The following is a 12,069-nucleotide window of genomic DNA, read 5'->3' as shown; positions in this document are numbered from 1 at the left end:
TCGCCAATTCACAGCCGCCTCATAGGCGATACGGTCCATCACCCCAGTTCACGGGTCGCACACACCACTTCAGAATCTCGGCAACTCCCTTACGGTGACAGGCTCGTGAGGGCTCGGCGCGGCTCCTGGACCCGGGCGGCGAGGCCGTGTCGCCCTCGAACTGCGAGGCGGCCCACCGGAGGTGCGATTCCGAGTCGGCCTCGGCGTCGAGCCACATGCGCCCGGACTGCGGGGCGGTCACGGCACTAGACGCCCCGTGGCTCGTCGAACAGGGCGCTGACGGACTCGCCGTTGTGAATGCGGCGTACCGCTTCGGCCAGGGCGGGGGCGATGGACAGGATCTTCAGCTTCCCGGTGCGCTCCTCGACCGGGACGGGCACGGTGTCCGTGCACACGATCTCCAGGACGTCCGGCTGCTCGCTCAGCCGCTTGAGGGCACCGGCCGCGAACAGTCCGTGGGTGCACGCGAGGCGGATCGATCGCGGCCTCGACTCGCGCAGACGCTCGAGGAGTTCGAGCACCGTACTGCCCTTGGCGATCTCGTCGTCCAGCACGATCACGTCCCGCCCTGCGACATCGCCGATGACGGCGCTGATGCTCACCCGGTCGTCCGCGTAGCGCTGCTTCGCGCCGGCTGCGACCTGCGCCCCGATCATCCGGGCGAAGGCCGCCGCCTCCTTGGCGTTGCCGAGGTCCGGCGACACGACGGTCGCCCGGGAGAGGTCGTACTTGCGGAAGTGCGCGGCCAGCTCGCGCCGGGCGTGCAGATGATCGACCGGCACCGAGAAGAAGCCGTGGACCTGTGGGGAGTGCAGCGTCATGGCGAGGACCCGGCCGGCCCCTGCGGCGACCATCAGATCGGCCACCAGCCGTCCGCCGATCGAGATCCGCGGGGCGTCCTTCTTGTCCGAGCGGGCGTAGGAATAGTGCGGCATGACCACGGTGATCCTGCCCGCGGAGGCGCCACGCGCCGCGTCACACATCAGCAACAGTTCGACGAGGTGCTCCTGCACCGGAGTGACCAGGGGCTGCACGAGAAAGACGTCGCGTTCACGGCAGTTGGCCTGGAGCTGCACCTCCAGGCAGTCGTTGGCGAACCGGCTGACCTGCACCGGACTGAGCGGCACCCCGAGGTGCGCGCAGACATCCGCCGCCAGCTGGGGATGGGCACTGCCGCTGAAGACGGCGATGTCACGCACGATCCGCTCCTCGCACGATCGGTTCTCGTGATCCGGTCCTGTCACAACCCGATCCCGGCACGTTTCGGCGTGACCATGATCGGAAATGGGTCTGCCGCCACATGCTACTGACCACCTCCCGAGGCCGCCTCCGGAGATCGCCCACCGGACCCTTCGACGCACGGACACCGCAGGTCGTCCGGGGCTTCGGGGGAACCGTGGCGGCGGTGTCCTCGTCTGATCATCGCTCCCTTACCGTCGACCTCTGCGAGCCCCAACACCGTGTTCCAGCAAGGGACATGGCGGGCACCCGGAATACAGAAAGGAGGACTGTCGACATGACGACGTCCACGAAGCAGGCCCCCGAACCGACGTCCGTGAAACGCCCGATGTCCGGGTGGACCAAGGCGGTCATCGCCATCGTCGCGGTGCTCGCGGTGTTGTTCGCCGGGCTGCGGCTGAGCGTGCTGCCGGGGCTGCGCGACCTGTTCGGCACGGAAACGCACGACCGGTCGGGCCCCACGCTCCTGAGGTCCATACAGGACATGAGCCGCTACGAGGCCGCGTCCGGGAACTTCCAGGTGGTCGTGGACCTGGAGAAGGACTCCAGGTTCCTGCCGTCGGCGATCCGCGGTACCCGCACGCTCTACGTGGGTGCGGGAACCGTCGACGCCTACGTCGACCTCGGCAAGGTCGGCGAGAAGGACGTGTCGGTCAACGACGACCGGACGTCCGCCACGCTCCGGCTCCCCCACGCGGCGCTGGGCAAACCCGCCCTCGACGTCGACCGCTCCTACGCCGTCTCCAAGCAGCGCGGTCTGCTGAACCGCCTCGGCGACCTCTTCTCGGACAACCCCAACAGCGAACGCGCCGTGCAGAAGCTGGCCGTCCAGCACATCGGCGAGGCCGCCAAGGACAGCGAGCTCACCGCCCGCGCCGAGACGAACACCACCAGCATGCTGGAGGGACTGCTGAAGTCCCTGGGCTTCAAGGAGGTGAAGGTGTCCTACGGCACCTGAGCGACGCGCGGGGCGCCGTCAGCCCGCCGGGAGTCCCGGCAGGACGAGCGCCCCGAGCAAGGCCGCGCCCGCCAGCACCCACGCCACGTAGTCCCCGATGTGCCCGGACTGCAGGCGGCGCAGGGGCAGCGTCCACCTCTGCTCGCCCAGTGGTTCCGGGCGGGTGACGGCGAGCGCGGCCAGTCCGATCGCGAGAGCCGTGGAGAGCAGTCCCAGCAGGACGCCCGGCACGGTCCAGTGGGATGCGGCGGGCGCACCGCCGGACCCCGTCTCGTTCACGGCGTGCGCGACGGACCCGGCGAAGCCCGGGACCACGCCCACCGCGAGGGACGCGGCCAGCAGCAGGGCGGGGACGGCGGTCATGGTGTCCGGGATCCGGCTCAGCCGGTGCCGGGTCTCGGGCTCCTCACCGGTCCCCTTGGTCTCGTAGGAGGTCCCGCCGTGCGGCTTGGGACCGAGCCCGTAGAAGACCCGCGCGGCCACCCTCAGCACGGCGCCGGCCGTCACCGCGGACACGAGGACGTACAGGACGGTCAGTGGCACTCCCACCGACTCCTCGATGACCGACTTGCCCAGGGACGTGCCGAACGGCGGGAGTCCGGCGAGCGCCAGTCCGCCGATCACGTACATCACCGCCACCCCGCGCAGCGGCCGGGCGCGGCCGTGCAGGGCGAGCTCGTCGACCGATCCGAACCGGTCGAGGAGTACGCCGGTGCAGGCGAACAGCGCGGCCTTCACGCCGGCATGACCGAGCACGTACAGAGCCGCCCCGTCGTCGGACTCGGGCCGCAGGGTGCCGACGGCGATGAGGAACAGGCCCGTGTGCGCGACGGTCGAGCAGGCGAGCATGCGTTTGACATGCCGTTGGTACCAGCACATGACGGCGCCGACGACCGCCGTCAGGACGCCGAGCACGACGAGTGCCCGTTCCAGGTCGGGGACCGGGATGCCGCCCGGTCCCGAGAAGACGGTCCCGTACACGCGCCAGACCCCGTAGACGCCGAGTTCCACCATGACACCGGACAACAGCATGCACACCGGGGTGGGGGCGACGGCGTGCGCGTCGGGCAGCCAGAAGTGGAAGGGCACGGCGGCGGCCTTGACCAGCAGACCGGTCAGTACGAGGACGAACGCGGCGAGCGTCAGCGCGTCGGGGCCGCCGTGGGCGTCGAGCCCGCGGCCGATCTGCGTCATGGCGAGTTCGCCGGTGCGCGCGTACAGCAGCGCGATGCCCATGAGCATGGCGTACGCGCCGAGGGAGTTGACCACGCCGAAGGTCAACGCACCCTGGACCGCCCTGGCCTCCTCGACGCGGGTGCCGGTCAGGGCGTAGGCGACGGCGCTCATCAACTCGAAGAAGACGAAGGCGTTGAACAGGTCGCCCGTGATCGCGAAGCCGCACATCCCGCCCTGGAACAGCAGCATGAGAGCGGGGAAGGAGCCTGCGTGCCGTCGTGGCGACACGTCGAAGTAGTGCCAGGAGTAAGCGAGCGCGGCCACCGTGAGCAGGGACGCGAGCGCGGCCAGTCCGAGCCCCGGTCCGTCCCCGACGAGGACGATGCCGACGCTGCGGCCGTTCACCGGCGTCCAGGCGCCGACCCATTCGATCAGGGGCGGCGAGGAGCCGAAGCACAGCCACACCGCCAGGCCCGCGGTGCCCGCCGAGACGGCGCAACCGATGCTCTCGGCGGCCACCCGCGGCAGTCGGCGTCCGCAGGCGATCAGCAGGGCGGCGCCGAGCACCGGAGCCGCGACGAGAAGCGGCAGCAGATGGTTCATCAGCCGCGCAACTCCCGCAGCTCGTCCGGGTCGACCGTGCCATGGCGTTTGGACACCTGCATGACGAGGGCGAGCAGCAGCGCGGTGACCGTGGCGCCGACCACGACGTCGGTGAGGGTGAGGGCCTGCACGACCGGGTCGACCACGGGACGGGAGCCGGGCTTGATGTCGGAGTAGACGGGTGCGGTGCCGCCGTCGCGGTAGCCGACGGCGAGCAGCAGGACATAGGTCGCGGACTGGCAGACCGCGAGGCAGCCGACCGCGTGGATCAGGTTGCGGCTGGTGGCGAGGCCGTAGCAGCCGGTCAGAAAGATCCAGACGGACACCAGGTACGGCAGTACGGTCATCGTTTCCCGTTCTCCTCCTCGATCTCGACGGCCTGGTCGAGGAAGCGCGCGAGCAGAACCACCGCCGCGCAGGCGACCTCCATGCCGATGGCGGCGTTCAGCAGCGGCACGGTGCCCCCGGACGTCAGGGTGTTGAAGGTGCCGTACGGAAGAAGGGTGTTGGCGAGGAACGCCGTGCCCGCGAGGACGGCCGCAAGTCCCGTGACGACGTAGGCGGAGGCGGCGAGCGCGTCGCCGACCTCGAACAGGCCCACCGGCCGGACGCGTTCGAGGGCCCGGTAGTCGGCGCCGAGGTAGAGCAGGTGCAGGGCGGTCGCGGCGACGACTCCTCCCTGGAAGCCCCCGCCGGGGCTGAGCTGGCCGTGGGCGATCACGTACAGGCCGCTCAGGACGGCGACGGGCAGGACGATCAGGGCGTAGCGGCGGACGGGGAGCGCGACCTGCTCCGGTTCCGGCTTCCCGCGCTTCTCCTCACGGGTCTGGCGGAGCAGGACGACCGTCCCGACGACGGAGGCGAAGAGGATGCTCATCTCTCCGAGCGTGTCGAAGGCGCGCTGGTCGAAGTTGACGGAGGCGATGGTGTTGGCGGTCCGGCGGGACAGCGAGGCCCGAACGGCCCGGTCGCCGTACGGGTGCCAGGTGCCGCCGAAGCCGGGCAGGTCCAGGCACGCGGCGACGAGCAGGGCCGCCAGACCCGCACCGCCGAGGGCCAGAACGATCAGCCGGACGCCGCGGGTCATCGTGCCTTCCCCTTCCGGCCCTTCTCTCTCCGTCTGACCCTGTGCACCGAGAGCATCAGCAGGAGCGGGGTCAGGACCGAGCCCACGGCGAGTTGTGAGAGACCGACGTCGGGCGCCTGCAGCACGGTGAACAGCAGGGCGAGGGCGACGCCCAGCACCGCGAGGACGAGAGCCTGGTGGACGGGGTCGCGGACGGCGACCGCAGCCGTCGCCGAGACGGCGACCAGCAGCAGCACGACGACGATCAGCGGCTCATCCACGGCGGCTCGCGGCGAATCCGCCGGACAGGGCCCGGGAGGCCACGAGGTTGCCGCCGATCAACAGCGCCCCGACGACCAGCAGTTTGGCCATCGTCCGGCCCGGCCCGGTCACGGCGCACAGGACCAGGACGACCACGGCCCCGTAGCCCGCGACGGCCAGGGTGACCCCGCGGGCGTGGGGCGGGTCCTCGGTCAGGTCGTCGGCGAGCAGCCGGGCGAAGACGAGGGTGCCGGCGGGGCCGAGCAGCGCGAGGAGCAGGGCCAGGTCGAGGTACGCCGGGCGCCCGAACCCCTGGGAGAGCAGCAGCAGTCCGGGGCAGGCGACCGCACTGGACAGGTTCTGGGCGACGACCCGGCGGCGCAGCGGTCCGGTGGCGACACCCCATACCGTGGCTCCGACGCCCGCGCCGAGCGCCACGGTGGCCGTCAGGATCCAGCCGTTCAACGGGCACCCACCGCCCGTCGTGCGGCCCGCGCCGCGAGCGCCCCGACGAACGCGGCGGACGCCCCGACGACCCACTCCAGGGTGTCCGCGGTACTGATGAGCACCTGCCAGAGCAGGGTGAGGCCGGCCCACCAGCCGAGGACCTCGAGTACGACCCGGCCTGTCGTACGCGCGTTCATGCACCGCCTCCGTCCACCGCGGTCGCGACATGTCCGGTATGTCATCCAAGCACTGCGCGAAGCCCGTGGAGCAGCGGCGCGCGAGCGGCTGCTGCCCGGAGTGCCCAGCCCGCGGGAAGGGAAACCGACCGCGGCGCATCCTGCCCACACCTCCGGCGATCGACTTGGGCCGACCGCCCGCTGATCCGGCATCAGCGGCCCTTTCGGGGGTAGGCCCTTTTACCCAGAGGGAAGCCGAAAACGGGAGGGCTGGATGGCACGTACAGCGATAGGCGCCCGAAGCGCGAAGTCCGCACGCCGCCGGACTTCTGCGACCCCACGCAAGCGTCGACCGCTCCCGCTCCCCCTTCGGTTGCTGGCCATGGCGCTCGCCTTCGCGGCGATGGTGGCGTTCGCCGTGGCACTGGCCCGGATGACGCTCGAGCCGTCACCCGCGTCCCAGGAGCTCATCCACAGCAATCTGCGTCCGGGCAGCTCCCTGCGCGCCTACCTGGACCAACCGGCCACGCGGGACGCCGTCAAGCAGATCGGGGGGAACATCCTGCTGGGGGTGCCGTTCGGCATCATCCTGCCGGTCCTCGCCCCGAAGACCCGGGGCATCCTGCGGGTCGGCGTGGTCACCGCGATCGTCATGCTGACGGTGGAACTCGTCCAGGGTGCGGTCATCACGGGCCGCGCCTTCGACATCGACGACGTCATCCTCAACACCGCGGGCGCACTGCTCGGTTACCTGCTTCTCGGGAAGCGGCTCGGCCGGGCCGTGCACGCCCGCGAGCGCAGCCGGGCCTGAGCCGGCCCCCGGCGCGGGGCCGTTCGACAAGTCCGACTGTTGGTCCGTACCAGGTTCTTGACGTTCCCTTACTTCACCTCTTGAATCAAGAGGCGAAACAGCGCCCCACGGAACCCATCCGGCGCGGTCCGCGACCGCGGCCGCGCCGGCACCCCCCACCTCAGTCGGCCCACCCGTGCCCCGGGTGGCCGTGGAAGGGAGCGTCATGAACTCCCCGCGTCTGCTCCGCAGATGTCTGCTCGCCGCACTCTCCGCGGTACTCGCCGCATCGGCCTTCACCGCCGCCCCGGCCCATGCGGCACCGGAGGCGGCGGATGCGACCGTCTTCTCCGACACCTTCGACGGCGCCGCCGGATCGGCCGTCGACTCCTCCAAGTGGCAGATCGAGACCGGCGACAACGTCAACAACCACGAGCGGCAGTACTACACATCGGGCAACAAGAACGCCGCTCTGGACGGGCAGGGCCATCTGGTCATCACGGCCCGCCGCGAGAACCCCGCGAACTACCAGTGCTGGTACGGCACCTGCCAGTACACCTCGGCCCGGCTCAACACCTCCGGCAAGTTCACGGCGCAGTACGGCCATGTCGAGGCCCGAATGAAGATCCCGCGCGGGCAGGGCATGTGGCCCGCGTTCTGGATGCTGGGCAACGACATCGGACAGGTCGGCTGGCCCAACAGCGGCGAGATCGACGTGATGGAGAACGTCGGCTTCGAGCCCTCCACCGTCCACGGCACCATCCACGGTCCCGGATACTCGGGCTCGGGCGGCATAGGCGCCGGATACTCACTGCCGAACGGCCAGGCCTTCGCCGACGCCTTCCACACCTTCGCCGTGGACTGGGCGCCCGACTCGATCACCTGGTCCGTCGACGGCAACGTCTACCAGCGGCGCACCCCTGCGGATCTGGGCGGGAAGGCCTGGGCGTTCAACAAGCCGTTCTTCCTGATCCTCAACCTCGCCGTCGGCGGCTACTGGCCGGGCGACCCCGACGGTTCCACCGTGTTCCCGCAGCAACTCGTCGTCGACTCCGTGACCGTGACGACGGGCAACACCTCCGGCGGCACCGGCTCCCCGATCACCGGGCTCGCGGGCAAGTGCGTCGACGTGGCGGGGGCGAACCCCGCGAACGGCACGCCGGTCCAGCTCTACGACTGCAACGGAACCGCCGCCCAGAAGTGGACGGTCGGTTCGGACGGCACCGTGCGCGCCCTCGGCAAGTGCCTGGACGTCGTCGGCAACGGCACCGCGGACGGCTCCAAGGTCCAGTTGTGGGACTGCACGGGCGGGCCCAACCAGAAGTGGACGGTCTCCGGGGCCCGCGACATCGTCAACCCCCAGGCGAACAAGTGCCTGGACGTGACGGACAACAACTCCGCCAACGGCACCCGGCTGCAGATCTGGTCCTGTTCGGGTGGCGCCAACCAGAAGTGGACGGTCGGCTGACCGTCCTCGGACGACCACGATGAAAATCCCGTCCGCCCGTGATCGCCGCGGGCGGACGGAGTCGTCGGCGTCGGCCTGTCACGGGCCGACGGGACGAGGGCGCAACCGGCGTACGACCGACTCCGCGGCGCACCGCGCCGTGCGCCCGGCACGGGACAAGCGCTCAGTGCACGTACCAGGTCAGCTTGTCGCCGCCCACCCAGCGGATCACCTCGGGGTCGTCGAGGTCGTGGACCGGGACCCCGGCCTCCGAGGCCACGTCCAGCACGTCGACGAGCGACCTCGCCCGACCGACCATCTCGCCGTCGACCTCCACGATCCGGAACGGAGGTGTGCCGGGCTGGACCCCGAGCACGGTGATGCGTGGATGGGAGATGTGCGGGCTAGCTATTTCTGTCATGCAAAAAGGGTAGAACGCATCCCGGCACCTCAGCGGCTCAGGGGGTGGGTTACCGCACGTCGGGGCGGCCCCGGCGCACGCCCGGCAGGCCGTCCGGCGCGTTGACCCACCCGGGTGAAACCGCCCTCGGACCCCCTCGTCGTGCGCGCCGCACGCCGCTGGGCAACGCTGGGGTGAGGAGGTGCCGATGGAGCCCGTCGAAGCCCTGGACCGGATCGCGTTCCTGCTGGAGCGGGCCGGGGCCCCGACCTATCGCGTACGGGCCTTCCGCACGGCCGCAGAGGTGCTGTCCGCGCTGCCCCGGCACGAGGTCGCGGAGCGCACCGCCGCCAGGACGCTGGAGACCCTCAAGGGCATCGGACCGAAGACCGCCCAGGTGGTGCGGGAGGCGCTGGCCGGACAGGCCCCCGGCTACCTGGAGAAGCTGGAGCAGGAGGCCGGAGCACCCCTCGCGCACGGCGGCGAACGTCTGCGGGCGCTGCTGCGCGGCGACTGCCATCTGCACTCCGACTGGTCCGACGGCGGAAGCCCGATCGAGCTGATGGGCCGGACCGCGGCACGGCTCGGTCACGAGTGGGCCGTCCTCACGGACCACTCCCCCCGGCTCACCGTGGCCCGCGGCCTGTCCGCCGAGCGGCTGCGGGAGCAGCTGGAGGCGGTTGCCGCGCTCAACGCGCGATGGGCGCCGTTCCGCCTGCTCACGGGCATCGAGTGCGACATCCTGGACGACGGCTCGCTGGACCAGGACCCGGCCCTCCTGGAACGGCTCGACGTCGTGGTGGTCTCCGTCCACTCCAAGCTCCGCATGGACGCGCGGTCGATGACCCGCCGGATGATCGCGGCCGTGCGCAACCCGCTCGCCGACGTACTAGGTCACTGCACGGGGCGGCTGGTCACCGGGCGGGGACGCCCCGAGTCGGAGTTCGACGCCGAAGCGGTGTTCGCCGCGTGTGCCGAGTCCGGTACGGCGGTGGAGATCAACAGCCGGCCCGAGCGGCTGGATCCGCCGCGACGACTGCTGCGGCAGGCGGTCGAGGCCGGGACGCTGTTCTCGATCGACACAGACGCGCACGCTCCGGGCCAGTTGGACTGGCAGATCCACGGCTGTGCCCGGGCCGAGGAGTGCGGGGTGCCCCCCGAGCGTGTGATCACGACGTGGACGGCCGAGGAGTTGCTGGCCTGGACGCGCGAGCGGACGGCGCCCTCGCGTGTGGCGGGGCCCTGACGTGGTACCCGACCCCCCACACGAGGGAGGACTGGGCATGGGACGGGCGGCCGTGTTCGACGTCGACGGCACCCTCGTCGACACCAATCATCTGCACGTCACGACGTGGTGGGAGGCGTTCCGTCAGGCGGGTCACCGGGTGTCGATGCACGCCATCCACCGGTCGGTGGGCCTCGGCTCGGAGGATCTGATCGCACACCTGCTGGGCCGTCGGAACCGGGACGAGGTCGACCTTCTGGTCTCCGCGCACACCGCGTTGTACGGCACGTTCTTCGACCGCCTGCCACCCCTCAAGGACGCGGGGCGGCTGCTGCGCAGGCTCGACCAGGACGGCTGGAACGTCGTGCTCGCCACCTCGGCCGGCGGCCGGGAACTGTCGGCGCTGCGCCAGGCCATCGCCGCGGACGACGCCATCGCGGCGACGGCGAGCGCCGACGACGTGGAGGCCGGCAAGCCCTCGCCCGAGCCCGTCGAACACGCCCTGGAACTGGCCGGCGTTCCGCCCGAGGCCGCGGTGTTCGTGGGCGACACCGTGTGGGACATGCGAGCCGGGACGCGGGCGGGGGTCACATGCATCGGCCTGCTGTCCGGCGGCATACCGAAGGCGGACCTGCGGGAGGCCGGAGCCCGGGCCATCTACCGGGACCCGTCGCATCTGCTCGCCATGCTGGCGGACAGTCCCCTGGCGCCGGACACCTAGGTCCAACGCCGCCCCCGGACGCTCCGGGCGGTGAGGCAGATCACAGGGACGTCGCGGGTTTCCCGGAACACCGAACGGTAGTTTCCCGTTGAACCAGGCGTGGGAGCGGACGGAACAGTGTCCCCGGGCCTCATCTCTCGCCCACAGGGACGATCGTTCGGCTGAAGCCCTGTGGAGCCTTTCGCCGAGAGGCGACCGCCGTCCGCACCCGCCATCGGCTGCCCCGACCGTGATTCCCCCGTCGCGGTCGGGGCTTTCTCCTGCCCGTGCTCCGCAGGGGTGATCCCCGCTTGACTTCGAGCGCCCTCTCATTCGTAGCGTGCACCACATGAACACTGCACAGCACAAGATCGGATCGGGCTTCGGTGCCCGGAGCACCGCGGACGAGGTACTTCAGGGGATCGATCTCTCCGGCAGTCTCGCGGTGGTGACGGGCGGCTATTCCGGACTGGGTCTGGAGACGACGCGCGCACTCAGCGGGGCGGGCGCCCGGGTCGTCGTCCCGGCTCGGCGCCGTGCGGCCGCCGAGGAGGCACTGGCCGGCCTCGAGCGGGTCGAGGTGGACGAACTCGACCTCGGTGACCTGCAGAGCGTGCGGGCGTTCGCCGAGCGGTTCCTCACCTCCGGCCGCGCGATCGACATCGTGATCAACAACGCCGGCATCATGGCGTGCCCGGAGACCCGGGTGGGGCCGGGCTGGGAGGCCCAGTTCGCCACCAACCACCTGGGGCACTACGCGCTGGTCAACCACCTGTGGCCGGCGATCCGGCAGGGCGGGGCGCGGGTCGTGTCGGTCTCGTCCACCGGCCACCACAACTCCGGGATCCGCTGGGAGGACCCGCACTGGCGGCAGGGGTACGACAAGTGGGGAGCCTACGGTCAAGCGAAGACGGCGAACGTCCTCTTCGCCGTGCACCTCGACAAGCTCGGCCGGGAGCACGGCGTGCGCGCCTTCTCCCTGCATCCCGGCGGGATCCTCACGCCGTTGCAGCGTCATCTCGCCAAGGCGGAGATGATCGAGCGCGGCTGGATCGACGAGACCGGCGCCCTGGTGAACCCCGACGCCTTCAAGACACCGCAGCAGGGTGCGGCCACCCAGGTGTGGGCCGCCACCTCCCCCCGGCTCGCGGGCCTCGGCGGGGTCTACTGCGAGGACTGCGAGATCGCGGAGCCCGCCGCGCCGGACGGTTCGCGCACCGGCGTCAAGGACTGGGCGACCGACCCGGAGCAGGCGGCGCGCCTGTGGGCCCTGTCCGCCGAACTCACCGGCGTCGACGCGTTCGCATCCCGTTCCTGAGGGCCCGGGGGCAGGCCGCGCTCCGGTCGGCCCCACGCACCCGGGCCATGAACTCCCGTACATCCGCGACTGGTTGCTCACCCGCGGCGCGCGTGCTCCGTGCGCGTGAGGTAGTGCAGCCGGGCCGGCAGACCGCGCCGCTTCGTGACCGGGGTCGCGATCACGCCCGCGAGCGTGTCCAGTTGACGGGCCACCGCCTCGCTGCCCTTGACGCCGCGGGCGCCGTAGGCGCCGAACTCGCCGGTGTGCTGCGGCACTCGCGC

At 71.1% G+C, this 12,069-nt stretch carries 14 protein-coding genes and 1 pseudogene; 6 read left to right on the top strand and 9 right to left on the bottom strand.

Annotation, left to right across the window (positions count from 1 at the left end):
* Positions 1 to 245: 245 nt before the first annotated feature.
* Positions 246 to 1,199 (bottom strand): ribose-phosphate diphosphokinase, encoded by a 954-nt coding sequence (locus ACSHXN_RS37595; RefSeq protein ID WP_355137487.1) that lies wholly within the window; start codon positions 1,197 to 1,199, stop codon positions 246 to 248.
* A gap of 317 nt (positions 1,200 to 1,516) precedes the next feature.
* Here ACSHXN_RS37595 and ACSHXN_RS37590 point away from each other — a divergent pair, with 317 nt between their 5' ends.
* A complete protein-coding gene (locus tag ACSHXN_RS37590; RefSeq protein ID WP_355137485.1) occupies positions 1,517 to 2,197 on the top strand; it encodes a DUF4230 domain-containing protein in 681 nt (226 codons plus the stop codon).
* A gap of 18 nt (positions 2,198 to 2,215) precedes the next feature.
* On the opposite strand, the gene ACSHXN_RS37585 is transcribed toward ACSHXN_RS37590, so the two are convergent.
* The 6 genes from ACSHXN_RS37585 to ACSHXN_RS37560 are packed head-to-tail and all read right to left on the bottom strand — an operon-like array spanning position 2,216 to position 5,947.
* Entirely contained in the window at positions 2,216 to 3,976 is a 1,761-nt protein-coding gene (locus ACSHXN_RS37585; RefSeq protein WP_356294415.1) for a complex I subunit 5 family protein, read from the bottom strand.
* Complete coding sequence (locus tag ACSHXN_RS37580) at positions 3,976 to 4,323, bottom strand: sodium:proton antiporter (RefSeq protein ID WP_355137481.1); 348 nt, start codon at positions 4,321 to 4,323, stop codon at positions 3,976 to 3,978. Before ACSHXN_RS37580 ends, ACSHXN_RS37585 begins: the two co-directional genes overlap by 1 nt.
* A complete protein-coding gene (locus tag ACSHXN_RS37575; protein WP_438305428.1) occupies positions 4,320 to 5,063 on the bottom strand; it encodes an MnhB domain-containing protein in 744 nt (247 codons plus the stop codon). The genes ACSHXN_RS37580 and ACSHXN_RS37575 overlap by 4 nt, the downstream gene beginning before the upstream one ends.
* Positions 5,060 to 5,323 carry a Na(+)/H(+) antiporter subunit B gene (locus ACSHXN_RS37570; RefSeq protein WP_059129714.1) on the bottom strand — a complete coding sequence of 88 codons (264 nt, stop codon included), beginning with the start codon at positions 5,321 to 5,323 and terminating at the stop codon, positions 5,060 to 5,062. The genes ACSHXN_RS37575 and ACSHXN_RS37570 overlap by 4 nt, the downstream gene beginning before the upstream one ends.
* Complete coding sequence (locus ACSHXN_RS37565; protein ID WP_355137477.1) at positions 5,316 to 5,768, bottom strand: monovalent cation/H+ antiporter complex subunit F; 453 nt, start codon at positions 5,766 to 5,768, stop codon at positions 5,316 to 5,318. Before ACSHXN_RS37565 ends, ACSHXN_RS37570 begins: the two co-directional genes overlap by 8 nt.
* Positions 5,765 to 5,947 carry a hypothetical protein gene (locus ACSHXN_RS37560; RefSeq protein ID WP_355137475.1) on the bottom strand — a complete coding sequence of 61 codons (183 nt, stop codon included), beginning with the start codon at positions 5,945 to 5,947 and terminating at the stop codon, positions 5,765 to 5,767. Before ACSHXN_RS37560 ends, ACSHXN_RS37565 begins: the two co-directional genes overlap by 4 nt.
* Before the next feature lie 361 nt (positions 5,948 to 6,308).
* Here ACSHXN_RS37560 and ACSHXN_RS37555 point away from each other — a divergent pair, with 361 nt between their 5' ends.
* Positions 6,309 to 6,737, top strand: a complete 429-nt coding sequence (locus tag ACSHXN_RS37555) for a VanZ family protein (protein ID WP_383358237.1) — start codon at positions 6,309 to 6,311, stop codon at positions 6,735 to 6,737.
* 205 nt (positions 6,738 to 6,942) lie between these two features.
* Positions 6,943 to 8,184, top strand: a complete 1,242-nt coding sequence (locus tag ACSHXN_RS37550; protein WP_355137471.1) for an RICIN domain-containing protein — start codon at positions 6,943 to 6,945, stop codon at positions 8,182 to 8,184.
* Between the two features lie 163 nt (positions 8,185 to 8,347).
* Here ACSHXN_RS37550 and ACSHXN_RS37545 read toward each other — a convergent pair whose 3' ends face one another.
* Entirely contained in the window at positions 8,348 to 8,584 is a 237-nt protein-coding gene (locus ACSHXN_RS37545; RefSeq protein WP_059129709.1) for a hypothetical protein, read from the bottom strand.
* A gap of 187 nt (positions 8,585 to 8,771) precedes the next feature.
* On the opposite strand from ACSHXN_RS37545, the gene ACSHXN_RS37540 reads away from it, so the two are divergent.
* The 3 genes from ACSHXN_RS37540 to ACSHXN_RS37530 all read left to right on the top strand — a co-directional run bounded on the left by ACSHXN_RS37540 (position 8,772) and on the right by ACSHXN_RS37530 (position 11,806).
* The gene (locus ACSHXN_RS37540) at positions 8,772 to 9,809 is read left to right on the top strand and encodes a PHP domain-containing protein (protein WP_438305424.1); all 1,038 of its coding nucleotides are present in this window, start codon (positions 8,772 to 8,774) and stop codon (positions 9,807 to 9,809) included.
* A gap of 37 nt (positions 9,810 to 9,846) precedes the next feature.
* A complete protein-coding gene (locus ACSHXN_RS37535; protein ID WP_355137467.1) occupies positions 9,847 to 10,509 on the top strand; it encodes an HAD family hydrolase in 663 nt (220 codons plus the stop codon).
* Between the two features lie 328 nt (positions 10,510 to 10,837).
* On the top strand, positions 10,838 to 11,806 hold the full coding sequence (locus tag ACSHXN_RS37530; protein ID WP_356114155.1) for an SDR family NAD(P)-dependent oxidoreductase: 969 nt from the start codon (positions 10,838 to 10,840) through the stop codon (positions 11,804 to 11,806).
* Between the two features lie 86 nt (positions 11,807 to 11,892).
* Here ACSHXN_RS37530 and ACSHXN_RS37525 read toward each other — a convergent pair.
* Positions 11,893 to 12,063: pseudogene (locus tag ACSHXN_RS37525) on the bottom strand (transcriptional regulator); the annotation flags it as partial.
* Positions 12,064 to 12,069 lie beyond the last annotated feature (6 nt).

This window comes from Streptomyces sp. HUAS TT11 (genome assembly GCF_051553595.1).
Lineage (GTDB): Bacteria > Actinomycetota > Actinomycetes > Streptomycetales > Streptomycetaceae > Streptomyces.
Note: the sequence above shows the minus strand (reverse complement) of the source record. Positions and strands in the feature narration are given on the sequence as shown.